18 protein-coding genes are annotated in these 16,113 nt (G+C 38.8%); 15 read left to right on the top strand and 3 right to left on the bottom strand.

Going from position 1 to position 16,113, the window contains the following annotated elements:
- The first annotated feature begins 157 nt into the window (after positions 1–157).
- The gene (locus TY15_RS16315; RefSeq protein WP_040208584.1) at positions 158–1,624 is read left to right on the top strand and encodes an NAD(P)/FAD-dependent oxidoreductase; all 1,467 of its coding nucleotides are present in this window, start codon (positions 158–160) and stop codon (positions 1,622–1,624) included.
- Positions 1,625–1,696: 72 nt separating this feature from the next.
- On the opposite strand, the gene TY15_RS16310 is transcribed toward TY15_RS16315, so the two are convergent.
- Positions 1,697–3,049, bottom strand: coding sequence for a TrkH family potassium uptake protein (locus tag TY15_RS16310; RefSeq protein ID WP_392391433.1), 1,353 nt, complete (start codon positions 3,047–3,049; stop codon positions 1,697–1,699).
- A 207-nt stretch (positions 3,050–3,256) separates the two neighbouring features.
- On the opposite strand from TY15_RS16310, the gene TY15_RS16305 reads away from it, so the two are divergent.
- The 10 genes from TY15_RS16305 (at position 3,257) to TY15_RS16260 (ending at position 12,907) form a co-directional block, all read left to right on the top strand.
- Positions 3,257–4,612, top strand: a complete 1,356-nt coding sequence (locus TY15_RS16305; protein WP_040208586.1) for an aspartate aminotransferase family protein — start codon at positions 3,257–3,259, stop codon at positions 4,610–4,612.
- A complete protein-coding gene (locus TY15_RS16300) occupies positions 4,612–5,304 on the top strand; it encodes a CoA transferase subunit A (RefSeq protein WP_040208588.1) in 693 nt (230 codons plus the stop codon). Before TY15_RS16305 ends, TY15_RS16300 begins: the two co-directional genes overlap by 1 nt.
- A complete protein-coding gene (locus tag TY15_RS16295) occupies positions 5,289–5,954 on the top strand; it encodes a 3-oxoacid CoA-transferase subunit B (RefSeq protein WP_040208590.1) in 666 nt (221 codons plus the stop codon). Before TY15_RS16300 ends, TY15_RS16295 begins: the two co-directional genes overlap by 16 nt.
- A gap of 28 nt (positions 5,955–5,982) precedes the next feature.
- Complete coding sequence (locus TY15_RS16290; RefSeq protein ID WP_040208591.1) at positions 5,983–7,251, top strand: peptidase; 1,269 nt, start codon at positions 5,983–5,985, stop codon at positions 7,249–7,251.
- Positions 7,252–7,415: 164 nt separating this feature from the next.
- A complete protein-coding gene (gene ablB, locus TY15_RS16285) occupies positions 7,416–8,270 on the top strand; it encodes a putative beta-lysine N-acetyltransferase (protein WP_040208593.1) in 855 nt (284 codons plus the stop codon).
- Between the two features lie 70 nt (positions 8,271–8,340).
- Positions 8,341–9,735 carry a sigma-54 interaction domain-containing protein gene (locus TY15_RS16280; protein WP_040208595.1) on the top strand — a complete coding sequence of 465 codons (1,395 nt, stop codon included), beginning with the start codon at positions 8,341–8,343 and terminating at the stop codon, positions 9,733–9,735.
- A 183-nt stretch (positions 9,736–9,918) separates the two neighbouring features.
- Positions 9,919–11,358 carry a lysine 2,3-aminomutase gene (gene kamA / locus TY15_RS16275; protein WP_040208597.1) on the top strand — a complete coding sequence of 480 codons (1,440 nt, stop codon included), beginning with the start codon at positions 9,919–9,921 and terminating at the stop codon, positions 11,356–11,358.
- A gap of 12 nt (positions 11,359–11,370) precedes the next feature.
- Positions 11,371–11,655 (top strand): YokU family protein, encoded by a 285-nt coding sequence (locus TY15_RS16270; protein WP_040208599.1) that lies wholly within the window; start codon positions 11,371–11,373, stop codon positions 11,653–11,655.
- Positions 11,656–11,791: 136 nt separating this feature from the next.
- Positions 11,792–12,013 (top strand): YozE family protein, encoded by a 222-nt coding sequence (locus TY15_RS16265; RefSeq protein WP_040208601.1) that lies wholly within the window; start codon positions 11,792–11,794, stop codon positions 12,011–12,013.
- Positions 12,014–12,211: 198 nt separating this feature from the next.
- On the top strand, positions 12,212–12,907 hold the full coding sequence (locus tag TY15_RS16260) for a hypothetical protein (protein ID WP_040208603.1): 696 nt from the start codon (positions 12,212–12,214) through the stop codon (positions 12,905–12,907).
- A 2-nt stretch (positions 12,908–12,909) separates the two neighbouring features.
- Here TY15_RS16260 and TY15_RS24370 read toward each other — a convergent pair whose 3' ends face one another.
- Positions 12,910–13,068 (bottom strand): hypothetical protein, encoded by a 159-nt coding sequence (locus tag TY15_RS24370; RefSeq protein ID WP_157042268.1) that lies wholly within the window; start codon positions 13,066–13,068, stop codon positions 12,910–12,912.
- 176 nt (positions 13,069–13,244) lie between these two features.
- On the opposite strand from TY15_RS24370, the gene TY15_RS23740 reads away from it, so the two are divergent.
- The 4 genes from TY15_RS23740 (at position 13,245) to TY15_RS16235 (ending at position 15,899) form a co-directional block, all read left to right on the top strand.
- Positions 13,245–13,418, top strand: coding sequence for a YozD family protein (locus TY15_RS23740; RefSeq protein WP_074432829.1), 174 nt, complete (start codon positions 13,245–13,247; stop codon positions 13,416–13,418).
- A 408-nt stretch (positions 13,419–13,826) separates the two neighbouring features.
- Positions 13,827–14,573, top strand: coding sequence for a protein kinase domain-containing protein (locus tag TY15_RS16250; RefSeq protein WP_187373554.1), 747 nt, complete (start codon positions 13,827–13,829; stop codon positions 14,571–14,573).
- An 11-nt stretch (positions 14,574–14,584) separates the two neighbouring features.
- Positions 14,585–15,355, top strand: a complete 771-nt coding sequence (locus tag TY15_RS16245; protein WP_040208607.1) for a sporulation protein — start codon at positions 14,585–14,587, stop codon at positions 15,353–15,355.
- 235 nt (positions 15,356–15,590) lie between these two features.
- Positions 15,591–15,899, top strand: a complete 309-nt coding sequence (locus TY15_RS16235; RefSeq protein WP_040208609.1) for a YodL domain-containing protein — start codon at positions 15,591–15,593, stop codon at positions 15,897–15,899.
- A gap of 52 nt (positions 15,900–15,951) precedes the next feature.
- Here the strand turns inward: TY15_RS16235 and TY15_RS25195 are convergent, their stop codons facing one another.
- Complete coding sequence (locus TY15_RS25195; RefSeq protein WP_096911902.1) at positions 15,952–16,080, bottom strand: hypothetical protein; 129 nt, start codon at positions 16,078–16,080, stop codon at positions 15,952–15,954.
- Positions 16,081–16,113: the final 33 nt, after the last annotated feature.

The raw sequence follows: 16,113 nt of genomic DNA, 5'->3' as shown, positions 1-16,113 counted from the left end.
TTTTGAATAAACATTTGAATATTTATTCTGACATCTAGTTAAAAACCGAACAATATTGTGCTTTTAAAATAAATAGTTCGTATTTAGTGTTGACTGTAGTAGAAACATCTGTTATATTTACAAATGTTGAGGAAAACGACTTTGGAGGTATGGGACAATGAATACGAGATATGATGTAATAGTAGTGGGTGCAGGTCCTGCAGGGATATTTACCTGCTATGAACTTACGCTAAAAATGCCGAATGCAAAGGTGCTGTTAGTGGATAAAGGACATGATATATATCGGAGAAATTGCCCTATTTTGCAAAAGAAAATTGAAAAATGCCCTCCTGCAGTAGGAAGAAAAGAATTTGCCGGATGTCTGCCGGCTTGTTCGATCACCAATGGTTTTGGTGGTGCAGGTGCCTATTCAGATGGTAAATTTAATATCACCAGTGAATTTGGTGGTTGGATGACGGACTACTTATCGGACTCACAGGTTGTGGATTTAATCCGCTATGTGGATGAAATCAATTTACAACACGGTGCAACCAACAGCATTACAGATCCTTTAACAGCTCAGGTAAGAGACATCGAACGACGCGGGTACGCTGCAGGTTTAAAGCTCTTGCGTGCACAAGTCCGCCATCTTGGCACTGAACAAAACCTTGAAATTATGAAAAGTATTTACGAATATTTACGGACAAAGATTGACATGTCCTTTAAGACAGAAGTGGAAGATTTAATCACTGAAAAGACAAATGATGGCCACACAATGAAAGGGATTAAGTTGAAAAATGGTGAGTCCATTTATGCTGATAAAGTGGTAATCACCCCGGGAAGAGACGGCTCTAAATGGCTTTCTGATCTGTTGAAATCTCGTAGATTACGTATGATTAATAATCAAGTTGATATCGGGGTTCGTGTCGAGACCTCCAATATTGTCATGCAGGAAATAAATGAACATTTGTATGAGGGGAAATTTATCTTCAATACATCTGTTGGTACAACGGTTCGAACCTTCTGTAGCAACCCATCAGGACATGTGGTTGTGGAAAATCATTCTGGCATCATGCTAGCGAACGGTCATGCATACAAGGATCCAAAGCTCGGAAGTCCAAATACGAATTTTGCCTTACTAGTTTCACATACTTTTTCCGATCCGTTTGATAAACCAAATGAGTATGCACACGAAATTTCTCGTCTTGCAAACAGCCTATCTAATGGAGGACTAATTGTTCAGAAGTATGGCGACATTTTAAAAGGTAGAAGATCTACGGAAAAAAGGATTAAGGAAGGTTTCCTAGAACCAACATTAAAGGAAGCAGTACCAGGCGATCTTGGCTTAGTGTTACCGTATAATACATTGAAAAGCTTAATTGAAATGACAGAGGCCTTGAACGAGGTGACACCAGGTTTAGCATCAGAACACACCTTATTCTATGGAGTCGAAGCAAAATTCTATTCGGCACGACCGAAGTTGAACGATCGTTTTGAAACGGAAATCAGCGGTCTCTATGTTGGAGGGGACGGAGCAGGAGTTACCCGTGGACTTGCTCAAGCAAGTGCCTGTGGTGTTTGGATTGCAAGAGATATCATTGAAAAAACAACAAAAACACTTGAAAAGGAAACGGTTTTAGCTTAATCCCGTCTTTGCAGGTTTTGACGTTAATATGAGGAAGAGGGACTCTTTGTGAGTCCCTCTTCCATTTTGTATTTAACCAATTGTTACTTTTTCCTTTGGATAGTTAAATTTCTCTTTACTGCCTTTTCCTCGTAAGATCAGCAAGCACGTAACAATGCCGACTCTTCCAATAAACATTAAGATGATGATCAATATCTTACCAAATGTTGTGAGTCTTGGCGTCAAGCCCATTGATAATCCATTTGTACCAAACGCAGAAGAAACTTCGAAAATAACCTCTATGATCGTCCCATGTTCTGTTATTGATAAAATGATAATCGAACTTAAACAAAGAAAGGCAGCTGTTGTCAGGACAATAAATGATTTCAGTACATCTTCACTATAAAGTTCTCGTCTAAATATTTTGATGGAGCTTTTTCCTTGAGCATAAAAAAAGATGGCTAAAATAACAATAGCAAAGGTTGTGGTCCGGATGCCGCCGCTCGCACTGCTTGGGGAGCCACCAATAAACATCAAAATGGACAGAAATAGTTGGTTACTAGCAGTTAGATCATTAATATTCATGGTCGTTAATCCCGCACTTTTCGTTGTTGCTGAATGGAAAAAAGAATAAAAAAAGGATTCATGCCATGGTTTATTGAAAAAAAAGTGTTGACTATCCAAGAGGTAAATACATAATGCCCCAATAATAGTAAGGAAAACAAATGTTACCGTCGTTAATTTAGTAAACAAGGTAAAATGAAACTTTTTCTTTTGTTTTAAACTTAAAAAGAATTCATATACCTCGACCATAACCGGAAAGCCGATTGCTCCAACAATCATTAAGATGATAATAACGGTTTGAACCAAGTAGTCTTTATGAAAAGGACTTAGTGAATCGCCAGTAATATCAAATCCAGCATTCGTTGTTGCGCTAATGGAAGCGAAGAATCCATGTTTAAATGCCGACAAGGGACTTGCGAAATAATTCATGAAGCAGAATCCTAAAATGATACCCCCGATTAATTCAAAGGTAACAAAAATGATGAGAATCCGTTTTGCCAACTGCACTAACCCAGCAAGGCTGGATTGATTTTGATCAATCATAATCAGCTGTCTTTCTTTTAACCCCACTTTTTTACCAAGCATGATCCAAAGAAATGTACTTAAAGACATGACCCCAAGTCCACCTAATTGCAGGATCAAACATAAAAGAAAAATGCCAAAGTTACTGAAGGTATCTTTAATTGAAATAATACTAAGTCCCGTCACACTAATGGCGCTAGCAGATGTAAACATGGCGTCAAGGAAACTAAGTGAAACTCCGTCACGATGCGCTAAAGGGATTTTTAACAAAATCGTTGAAACAAGTAAGGCAGAAAAATAAAAAATAACAATTAGCTGTATGGTGGATAGTTCTTTTGATTTCAATTGAATTTTTTTTATTGTGATCATATGACCCTTTCCTTCTATAATCTAACAGTAATTCTATAATAACAACTCCTAAAAGTAAAAGTGTGGTTATCGAGGAATTTTTTTTATCTTTGTCATTACCTTTTCAAATGGGATGATAGAATGAAAAATCCCTTCATACAATGAAGTATAGGCTAATAACGGTGTTTTTGTTTGATCTAAAAGGAAAGTGGTGTTATTGTGGAAAATTCATTTCTCATTAAGCCAATGCTCGATGAAGTATATCCAGTCATAGATTACGGCAAAGGGGTTTATTTAGTTGATATTGAAGGAAAAAAATATCTTGACGCCGCATCGGGAGCCGTTACTGCTAATATTGGCCATGGTGTTAAAGAAATAATTGATGCCATGCAGGAGCAAGCGAAAAAGGTCTCATTTGTGTATCGATCGCAATTTACAAGTGAGGCAGCTGAAAAGCTAGCTCAAAAAATTGCTGAGCTGATGCCTGGTGAGCTTAATTGGAGTTTTTTTGTTAATAGTGGTTCTGAGGCTACGGAAACAGCGATGAAGATGGCGATTCAATATTGGCAAGAAAAAGGGATACAAACGAAGACAAAAGTATTATCGAGATGGGTTAGTTACCATGGTATTACAATGGGAGCGCTTTCGATGTCAGGGCATCCTAGTAGACGATCGCGATTTGTTCCCCTCTTGGAGGAACTCCCTGCCATTAATCCACCTTATTGTTACAGGTGTCCTTATGGACTAGAAGCGCCATCCTGTGGTCATTTGTGTGCCCGGGAGCTCGATACAGCCATCAAGCGGATTGGAGCAGAGCATATTGCTGCCTTTATAGCAGAACCCATTATTGGTGCGGCTGGAGGGGCGATTGCTCCACCGAAGGAATATTTTAAAATCATAAAGGAAATTTGTGATAACAACGATATTCTCTTAATTGCAGATGAGGTTATGACAGGGTTTGGGCGAACGGGGACCATGCTTGCATGCGAACAATGGGGAGTTGTGCCCGACATTGTTGCATTAGGAAAAGGGATGGGAGCGGGATATGCGCCTATAGCTGCCGCAGTTGCAAGTGAAAAGATAATGGAGCCGATATTGGCGGGTTCAAAGTCGATAATGAGCGGCCATACCTTAAGTGCTAATCCGCAATCCTGTGCAGTCTCCTTAGCTGTTCTTGACTATTTGGAAAAAAACGAGATTATCAAAGAAGTAGAGTGCAAAGGTGTCTATTTGAAAAACCAACTGGAAAAATTGAGTGGCATATTTCCATTTATCGGTGAGGTTCGAGGTAAGGGGTTGTTACTAGGGATTGAATTTGTTGAGGTGCGAAGCACGAAAAAACCATTTCCCCGCAATGCAAGGATTACTCCCAAAATAGTAGCTCTCGCTAAGGAAAAAGGACTTCTCGTCTACCCAGCAGGTGCTGGGATTGATGGGGTGAATGGGGATGCGATTATCATCTCACCGCCATTAACGATAACCAAACGTGAAATTGAACAGCTAGTTAACCTTTTAAAGGACACATTTGCTGCTTTTTTGAGTCAGAAGCAGACAGGAACGGTTGGTGAAATCTAATGGAAAATCCATTCGGGAAAATGACATCCATCGAAACCGTTTTGGACTTGTTCTATGAAGGAATGTCATTAATGTTTGGTGGGTTTGGTGGAGTAGGGTCACCACCAACAATCATTGATGGTATTTTGGAAAAGGAAGTTGGCAATATTACGTTGATTGGCAATGATACTGGTTTTCCTGAGATTGGCATCGGCAAATTAGTCAGCCGGGGTTTAGTCAAGAAGGTCATTGCTTCACATATCGGTTCAAATCCTTTTGCAGGTCAGTTCATGCATGAAGGTAAACTTGAAGTAGAGTTTGTACCGCAGGGGATATTGGCAGAACGGATTCGCGCAGGAGGAGTGGGTATTCCTGCGATCCTATCTGATATTGGGTTGGATAGTGAAATGGTTTCGAAAGACAAACCCGTTTATATTCTGGATGGTAAAAAATATCTCGTCGAAACGGCCTTAACGGCAGATGTTTCGATCGTTTATGCAAAAAAAGCGGATGAGTATGGCAATTTAATTTATGACAAAAGTGCCCGAAATACCAATCCACTGGTTGCGATGGCAGGGAAGACCACGATAGCGGAAGTAGATGAAATCGTACCAATAGGCAGCCTTGCCCCAGATGAAATCATTACGCCTGGAGTGTTCGTGGATTATATCATTCTATCAAAAGGGGTGAATTGGAAATGGGCTTGGGAGTAGTCACTCGTAATCAAATGGCAAGGAGGGCTGCGGAGGAGATTCAAAATGGAATGGTTGTAAACCTCGGTATCGGTATTCCTTCACTTGTACCAAATTATTTACAAAAAAACATGAGAGTGATGTTTCACGCGGAAAATGGAATTACCGGGATGGGACCCAGTCCGGCTGATGGAGAAGAGGATGAAAATTTGTGTAATGCTGGAGGATATCCTGTCACCTTAATGAGTGGTGGCTCTTATTGTGACAGCGCAATTTCCTTCGGGATGATTCGCAGGGGAAGAGTCGATATGACGATATTAGGCTCATTGCAGGTTAGCGAGAATGGTGATCTTGCTAATTGGATTGTTCCGGGGAAAAAGGTCCCGGGAATGGGGGGGGCTATGGAGCTAGCCCAAAAAGCGAAAAAAGTAATTGTAGTGATGAATCATTGCGATAAACATGGCAATTCCAAAATTGTCTCATCCTGCTCATTACCATTGACCACTAAGGCCTGTGTGGATCTTATTGTAACTGAATTAGCTGTTTTTAAGGTAACAGAAAAGGGCTTGTTGTTAACAGAATTATTTGCCCCTTTTGAAATTAAAAATGTCATTAATAAAACAGGGTGTCAATTTTTGATCAGTGAAACAGTTCGAGAAATCCCATACTAGCAATAATTTTCCAGGAGGTGTGGAGCATTTGAATAAATATGAGTTACAAGTTATGCAATGGCTAAAGGATAATCGGGCTCGAGCAGCAAGATTTTTACAAATACTAGTCCGAGAAAACAGTACGAGAGAAAATGAAAGCAGCACACAAGCAATCGTGATTGAAAAATGCCGCCAGCTTGGGCTATTACTGGATATTTGGGAAATTGACGAGGCTGAGTTAAGAAGCCACCCCGCCTATTGTTGTGACCGTAAAGGTTTCGAGGGAAATCCAAATTTGGTTGCTGTCCTTAAAGGTTCAGGTGATGGAAGGTCCATTATATTAAATGGCCATATCGATGTTGTTCCCGTTGGAGATTCCTCGAGCTGGAACCATGATCCATTTAGCGGACTGATTGAGTGTGGGAAACTATATGGAAGAGGCGCAACAGATATGAAGGGGGGAAATGTTGCCCTTTTAATGGCGATTGAATCGATCATTGCGAATGGGATTAAGCTAAAAGGTGATGTTATTTTTCAAAGTGTAATTGAAGAAGAAAGTGGCGGAGCTGGTACACTTGCCGCTGTACTTCGAGGGTACAAGGCGGATGGTGCGATCATTCCTGAACCAACGAATATGAAGATTTTCCCTAAACAACAGGGGTCGATGTGGTTTAGAGTTACCGTCACTGGGAAAGCAGCCCATGGAGGAACAAGATACGAAGGAGTAAGTGCCATTGAAAAGTCACTCCTTGTCATTAACAAATTACAACAATTAGAGAAAGTTCGAAATGCCAGGATTACCGATCCTCTCTTCAAAAAAATCCCAATCCCAATACCGATCAATATTGGCAAAATCTCAAGTGGAGAATGGCCTTCTTCGGTGCCTGACACCGCTATTATTGAAGGAAGAATGGGAGTGTCGCCAGAGGAAACGATTAAGTCAGCACAGCTTGAAATGGAGAGCTGTCTGGAAGAACTGAGCAATCAGGAAGAATGGTTCCGCAAATATCCGCTCAAACTTGAATGGTTCGGTGGCAGATGGCAGCCTGGAAGCATTAACAGTGACCATCCCTTAATGAATGAACTGATCAAAAGTTTTGAGGTAGTTAAGGGAGATGGTCCTGTGATCGAAGCTAGTCCATGGGGGACAGACGGAGGGATTCTTTCAACAGTAGGAAATACACCTGTCGTTGTGTTTGGACCTGGAATTACGGAAACAGCACACGATGCAAATGAGCATATCATTCTTGAGGATATGTTTGCGGCAAGTGAAATTATTGCATTAACATTATTAAAATGGTGCGAAATAGATAAATAGAATTATAACGATTTAAAGATTGTTATAATAGAGGAAATGACCAAACTAAAGTTTATTAGTTTTAATAAGAGTTATAAAAAAGTCTGGCTCAATTCTTAGGCCAGACTTTTTTCAACTAGAAGTGGTACATTAAAGGATGAGTAAATTGTCTGGGAGTGACGTGTATGAATGAGTCAGCATCAACATTGATGATTGAGGAAAGTAACTATTTCCTTGAAGTGTATTTAGATCCGTTTAATAAACGAATTAGGGTGGAAGATTATCGTGGAAATATAAACTTATTGCTTGAAAAAGCCGAGGAACTTGTGCAAAAGCATCATGCCGAAAAGCTAATCATTAAGGGGCGCAGTGAGGATTATTTTACGTTTATGGAAGCAGGCCTTCAGCCAGAAGCTGTGGTGGATCGATTTTTTCTTGGATCAGATGCTCATTTTTTCTCGAAATTTTATACCCCAGATCGTAAGCAGAACGATCACTGGGTTACCGAAGACGGAATTATTCATAGTATTTATCAATTAAATACGACCAAGGAAAAAATGACGCCACCGAAGGAATATACATTAAAGAAGGCAGATGAAAGCTGTGCTGAAGAGCTCTCGGCATTGTACAAACAGGTTTTTCAAATCTATCCAACTCCCTTGCATGATCCTGACTATGTTAAAAAGTCAATGAGGGAAGGAACAGTTTATTACGTCTTTTTTTATCAAGGGAAAATTGTCAGCGCGGCCTCTGCGGAAATCAATGGCTTTTATAAGAATGCAGAATTAACGGACTGCGCAACCTTAACCGAACATCGGAAATATGGATTGATGAAAATTATCTTACAGGAGCTTGAACAGGAACTGAAGCGATCAGGTATCTTTTGTGCCTATTCGATTGCAAGAGCATTATCCTTTGGAATGAACGCCGTTTTATTCCAACTTGGTTATTCGTACCGGGGACGACTAATGAATAATTGTTATATTTATGACAAACTTGAAAATATGAATATGTGGGTAAAGAATCTGGCAAATTGCTAAAATTTAAGCACATAAGTGCCAGTTTTTCGGCAGTGGCAGTATCACCTGTTAATGAAGGGAGGGAAAGGACGTGGTCCAATTAATTGCTTTAACGCAAGAAGTACTTACAGCCATTCTTAAGAGTATTGATGAGGGGATTCATGTGGTCAATACAGACGGAAAAACTATTTTTTATAATGAAGTTGCTGCCAAACATGATGGCATGAATGTGAAGGAAGTGTTGGGTAAGCATTTAATTGACGCCTTCCCTTCGCTTACAGAAGAGTCGAGCACCTTGTTAAAGGTTATGAAAACGGGCAAACCAATCTTTAATCAAACACAGGTTTATGTAAATGTCCATGGAGTGAGGATTGACACTATTAATACCACTCTTCCTATTTTTCTGGGAGAAGATATCATCGGTGCCGTTGAAATTGCCAAAGATTATTCCCGAATGAAGCTGCTTGCGGAGCGACTCTTAGATTTACAAAAAAGCTTTCATAAAGGCAAGAACAAAAAGGGATTGAAGCAAGTACGCTATATCTTAAGTGATATAAAGACGGTGAATCCTGATTTTTTAAATACGATCACCGAGGCTAGGAAACTGGCAAAATCTGATTCTCCTATACTTGTTTATGGGGAGTCAGGGACAGGCAAGGAATTATTTGTCCAGGGTATCCATCATGAATCGCTCCGTTCGGGTGGTGCGTTTATTGCTCAGAACTGCGCCGCTATTCCAGAAACCCTCCTAGAAAGCATACTTTTTGGCACCGCAAAAGGGAGCTACACTGGAGCGGTAGATCGTAAAGGACTATTTGAACTTGCAGATGGTGGTACACTTTTCCTCGACGAACTACATACGATGCCAATAGAGCTACAGGCCAAGTTGTTAAGAGTATTAGAGGACGGCATGGTGCGCAGAGTCGGGAGCACACAAAATATTTCCGTGAACGTAAGGGTGATCACTGCGATGAATGTGCACCCAACAATGGCATTGCAAGACCAAAAACTTCGCAATGATCTATATTATCGGTTGAATGTATTTACCTTTTCCCTCCTACCGTTACGAGATCGGAAAGATGATATATTATTTTTAACCGATTACTTCATTCAAGAGTTTAATAAAAAACTCAATAAGGACATAAATAGTATCGAAAAGATGCTGGAGCTATTTTTCCTTGATTATCAATGGCCTGGCAATGTTCGAGAATTAAAACATACGATTGAATATATGATGAATGTTGGTGAAGGAGAACGGCTGAGGATGGAAGATTTACCTATCATGCTGAGGAAATATCCAACTCCGTCAGAGGAGAGTGAGGTTCCACTTGAAGATTTATCCCTAAAGGAGCATCTCGCAAAAGTTGAGAAACAACTCATCTTAAATGCCCTACATCAAAGTGAAGGGAATATTAACCAAGCTGCAAAGATATTAGAAATACCAAGACAAACATTGCAATATAAGCTTAAAAAAATACTCAATTAAGGCGCCGAATAATCGGCGTCTTTTTCAATTTAAAAAGAGAAAAAGACCCCCCAATTCCAGCAAAATTAGGCTAAAGTGTACTGGGAGCAAGGTTGTAAGCCCCACAAACAATTAGATCTCATTATTGAATTTTGGCACAATACTTGCATGTAATTTAGTAAAGCTAGATAGGGGGAACGTACAATGAAATCATTTTTATATAAACCACAAAGATATTGGAAGGATATTGAGCTTTGGAAAGAAGTGACTGATGAACAGTGGAATGATTGGCTTTGGCAATTAACGAATACGATCAGGACTTTGGACGATTTAAAAAAGGTGATTAACTTAACACCTGATGAAGAAGAGGGAGTAAGGATTTCTACAAAAACCATACCATTAAATATTACTCCATATTATGCCTCCCTAATGAATCCAGATGACCCACGCTGCCCGATTCGGATGCAGTCCGTACCGATTTCAAAAGAAATATATAAAACGAAATACGACTTGGAAGACCCCTTGTTTGAAGATGAGGATTCGCCAAGCCCTGGTTTGACTCATCGTTACCCTGACAGGGTACTTTTCCTAGTCACGAACCAATGCTCGATGTACTGCCGTTATTGTACAAGAAGGCGTTTTTCTGGCCAAATTGGCATGGGAGTTCCAAAGAAACAGCTTGATGCGGCCATCTCCTATATCAGGCAAACCCCTGAGGTTCGCGATGTGTTAATTTCTGGTGGGGATGGATTGTTAATTAATGACAATATCTTAGAATATATCCTAAAAAATCTTCGAGAAATTGATCATGTCGAAATTATACGCATCGGGACAAGGGCACCTGTTGTCTTTCCACAACGCATTACCGAAAACCTGTGTAATATTTTAAAAAAATATCACCCAATTTGGTTGAATACTCACTTTAATACTTCAATCGAGATTACCGAGGATTCAAAAAGGGCCTGTGAAATGCTGGCCAATGCTGGAGTGCCAGTGGGGAATCAATCTGTCATTCTGGCAGGTATTAATGACAGTGTTCCGATCATGAAACGACTCATGCATGATCTCGTAAAAATTCGTGTCCGTCCATATTATATTTATCAATGTGATCTTTCAGAAGGGATTGGCCATTTCCGAGCCCCTGTTTCCAAAGGTCTTGAAATCATTGAAGGGTTGCGCGGACATACGAGCGGCTATGCGGTACCAACTTTTGTGGTGGATGCCCCTGGCGGCGGTGGCAAAATTGCGTTGCAGCCCAATTATTTAATTTCACAAAGTCCAGAAAAGGTAGTTCTACGAAATTTTGAAGGTGTAATCACCTCCTATCCTGAACCAGAAAACTATAACCCTGGAAGAGCAGAAGGCTATTTTCAAGAGGTTTATCCTGATATGAAGGAGAAAATGTCGCATGCCGGTATTGCTGGAATTATGAATGACCAACATTTCAATTTAGTGCCGGAAGGATTAACAAGGTTAAATCGACGCCAGCAATACAATCAAGATCCAACCCATACCTCATTGAAGGATAAACGAGGTAAACGAGATGAATTAAAGGATAAAAAATATAAGGCATTGTCTGAAAAAGAAAAAGGGGACCACGATTCAAAGGATGGTCACAATTCAACAAGTCCGACGAAGGAATAGGAGGGAAGTATAGTGAAACTGGTATGTGAATGGTGCGACAAATCGAATGTTGAAGAGATCGAGGCTTCTGTTTATTGGGAATTACCGGATGGCACACGGGCAATTGAAATAATTGGAACCCCTACACATCGCTGCCCCGATTGCAATATGGTGTATCAGAGTGAACTTCTGATTAAAGAAATAGAGAATCAATTGTTTTTAATTGATTGTAAGCAAATTGAAACTGTCATTACCTTTGCAGCCTTAATGAAAATGCCCAAATTACTGAAAAGGAATTATTTCGATTGTTCATCCTAATGCCGTCAAAGATAGGTCTGTTCCTTTTTCGAATGCAGAATTCATAGATATAGAAACTGGACGATACTCATTGAATCCGTTATAGTAATTCATAGAAATTAGGAGAATCGAAATTGGATCAGAAAGGCGCTTAGGTATGAGGAAATCATTTTATCACTTTTTAATGAAATACAGACACCCTGCTCCGAAGGATGCCATCAGTTCATTTGCGAATGATGCATTTTTGGATCACGCGTTCCCGAAGACATCTGAAGATTACCAAGAACTTAGTACGTATCTAGAACTAAATGGACAATATCTGCCTTCCATGATTGTTTTTGATGAAGCCTGGCAGGAATATAGTATGTCAGAAAGATGAACCTAAATATTTGAGTACATCGCCTTTTTATGGGCGATTTTTTTTATGTAATAGCGAATTGAGGCTCGTGATGATTCAATGTAATCTTTCCTAAATGGGTACATGCGCTTTTATTAGAATAGACGTGCCCCATATACATGACCTCGCATATACTATGGTAATCAATTCACGACTAATCAATTGAGAGGATGGGAGGACATGGTCAAAAGGAAAAAACCGAAGTATAAGATTGGCGATACGGTCGTGATTACAATTTATGGTACTGTCGGCAAAATAACAGATGTAAAATGGTTAGATGCTAATTATGTATATGAAGTGAATAAGAGTGAAGGACTCTATATTGAAGAGGCCTTACAATTGCTCTCAGACTATGATGGCACAGTGATGGAGCAAGAACAAATTGATATTGAATATAAGTTTTTTTTCGGTGACTTAGTTCAAGTCAGCGGTTATGGTGCAGATTTATTTAAAGTGGTCGGTTTTCGAACAGAAATTTGGCGCTACAAAGAGGATGCATGGGAAGACGTTATTTATGAGCTCTCGCGAGTTAGTGATGGGGAGTGGCTTGAAGCGGGGGAAGAGGAAATGACACTTGTAGCCGATGCTGAAAGTGCCGATATCTTCATCCAAAAATTAGGTCTTTTATACTTAGTTAATAAGCAGGAACAGATTGAGAAAAAACCTAAACTTCAAAGTATGGTGAGAAAAGCAGAATTTGAAGAAATCGAACGAAAAAAAGAAAAAAAGGAATTAATTGATCATCTATTAGATATTTTTAATGATTATCGAATTTTATATGAAATGTTTCAAGATCCTGAATATTATCAAGTGATGCGAGTAATTCTGCGAAAATTAGAAAGTTTGGGAAGAAATGATGGTAAAAGTCACGTTTAAAGTTACCATCTTGAAATGACAAAAAATAAATACAAAACAAATGGAATCCCTGCCCATTTAACGAGTAAAAACATAGTGTCTGTTACCTTTTCTATTATTTGAAGAGTACGACTATCCTCGCTGTTTACATCTTCAATAAATGCCTCAAATTTATTTGTCATTTCATCACCTCATAGAGTTTTTTTACATCTTATGCTTGTCCAAATAAAAAAAGACGTCGTACTATTCGAATTTATTCAAAGGTTGCGTTTTTTTATCAATTAAATAACTGCATTCCAAAGTAACTTGCATGAAAAAGTCATGTACATCATACATTCTCTAAAAAGGGGGCGATGCTATGAGAGAAATTGAAGTATTTATCGATACAGAAGAGATTGCCGAATTTTTCTTTCATGAGCTTGTAAAAAGGGGATACGTTCCTAGTGAAGAAGAATTAGAAGAACTTGCTGATATAACTTTCGAATATTTAATTGAAAAAAGCATTATCGATGAAGAGGTACAGGATGATTAACAATTAATTGATTATGAAGAGACCATTTTCATCGTTCATGATAAATCAAGTTAAGAGACGAGCATTCATGCTCGCTTTTTGTTTGCCTAATTTTATTTTGATATGGCGAAACCTAAATGGATTTACTGCGTATATATGTATATGAATTGTAGGGAGGTATTTGGATGTTAAAAAAAATCCTTAAATCCATTATGAAAAGTAATTCAATAAAACATCATAAATATGGATCTTCAAGTGATCACTGGAAGAAAACAAATCACCATAAACACAGCCATCTCGGACATCATCATTATAAAAAGAAACATAAAAGCGGAAGTTTTATGTCCAGTTTTTTTAGTAGCTAATAGGTATTCATAAATGTTAAAGAGGTTTTCTTTACTTCTTTCTAATTTAATTGAAAGGCCATTTATGAATGATGAAATTATTGCCGGCCATTACAAGGTAATAAAACATATCGGGATGGGAAGCTATGGACATAGTTACTTAGTTTTTGATTTGCTGACGAGTCAGAAAAAAGTGTTAAAAGTATTAAGGCTGCATAAGCGCATCACTCCTGCAGGAAGGAAGGGTTTTGCGTTAGAAAAAAAACTATTATCTTCGATTGACCATCCAGGATTTCCGAAATATTTTGAAGATGGGATCTATAAAAATATTCCTTTTTTTACAATGGAATTCATCGATGGTAAGACCTTCGAACAATTGATATTTTCGGAAGGAAGAAAAATATCAGAAATAGAAGCATTTAAGATAATGGATGATTTACTACAGTACATTGAATACTTGCATAGTCAGAACATCATTCATAGAGATATTCGCATTCCTAACGTTTTATTAGAAGGATCAAAAATTAGACTGATTGACTTAGGTTTGGCAGTGCACCTCAGGGGAGAAAAAAATGTGAGAGCGGCAAATGATTGGGATATACGTAGAGAAGGCAGCCAACGAGCGGATTTCTATGGTCTTGGTCATTTCCTTTTATTCCTGTTATATTCTAATTACTCTTTTGATAAATATGAAGAAGAGAAGAGTTGGAGCGAAGAATTAAATATTTCTAGTGAGGCCAAACAGATTATTAAAAGACTATTACAAATTGAACCTGCATATGAACATTGTACGCAAATAAGAGCGGATATTAAAAAAATATACAAGGTTTAGGGGGAAAATAGATGTCGTTTTTTAACAAAGTATTTGCAAGCGTTGGAATTGGTGCTGCAGCAGTTGATACAAAGCTCGAGAAGGATACGTTCATGCCAGGAGAGACTGTTCAAGGAGTAGTTGTCATCCGAGGAGGGAAGATTGAACAGCAGATCGATGAGATTTATCTTGCTTTAAATACAACGTATTTAAGAGAATCTGATGATCGGAAATATACAGTAAATGCCACTGTTGAACGGTTTCGCCTTACAACACCGTTCAGCATTAGACCGAATGAAAATAAGGAAATTCCATTTTCATTTCAACTTCCGTTTGATACACCCCTTTCAATTGGCCGCTCAAAAATTTGGGTGACAACAGGATTAGATATAAAAGGCGGCGTGGATCCAAGTGATAAAGATTATCTGAAGGTTATCCCCAATCCGTTAATGTCTGCGGTCTTTAGTGCGGTAGATAACTTAGGCTTTAGAATTCGCGAAGCAGATTGCGAAGAAGCACCACGCCGATTACGTGGAAGGTTACCTTTTGTTCAAGAATTTGAGTTTGTCCCAGCATCTGGTCCGTACCGTGGCAGATTAGATGAATTAGAAGTTATTTTCTTCCCTGCTGGAAATGGCACGCTAGATATTATGTTCCAAGTTGACCGACGTGCAAGAGGTCTGTCTGGATTGTTCTCAGAAGCATTGGGTGCTGATGAAACAAATGTACGACTTACCGTTACAAACACAGATATACCATTTTTACAACAAAAGATTCAACATGTAATCCAAAGATATTCTTAACGATGGCAAACAATAGTGTCCTAAGTGGCTCTATTGTTTTTTTATGTAAAAGATCTGAGGGTATTAAAAAAATCCTTTTGGGCAGGAACAAATTCGCTAAATTCTCACAAGAAATAGCTAAACTTGATAAAAAAATGGAATTCGACAAAATTAGAAAAGATTTTAGGGAGGATTTGACCACTATTATCGCCAATTATTAGAATAGATAATTAATTCTATTGATTGGAGTGATATGATGATCAAAATGTTAACCAAAAAGGCAAATATTCCATTTGATGTGACGATCTTTCAAACTCCAAAGTACCGGGAATATAGAGGTTATAAAGAGGTATATCGGACTACAATACCTGCGAATAGCCGCGAACAATGTTTGCAGGAAACATTTAGTCGCTTTAATGTAAAAGACAGACTGCCACTAAATTATAATGGGAGGTTCCTTTCGACTGGTGATATTATCTTAATTGACCAAGGACGTAGTGGTCAATATTACTATCAATTAAAACCAGGGGGGTGGACGCCAATAAATCGAATCATCCTTCGCTAAAAGAATGACGAAAAACCTAAGGAATACCCTTAGGTTTAATTTTTGCTGATATTCAACTTTTTCTTCCGCCAGAGGCATTATGCTCTTTTGCGTGTGCTTCATGTTCAGCTACTATCGCTTCAGCAGGAATGTGATTATTTTTCTTCTGTCCATTAATACGACTTCTATGTTTTTTACCCACGTTAAATCCCTCCTTTGGATGCTAAGTATAGCT

The organism is Neobacillus jeddahensis (genome assembly GCF_000612625.1).
GTDB lineage: Bacteria > Bacillota > Bacilli > Bacillales > Cytobacillaceae > Neobacillus > Neobacillus jeddahensis.
This window is presented reverse-complemented; position numbering and strand designations above follow the sequence as displayed.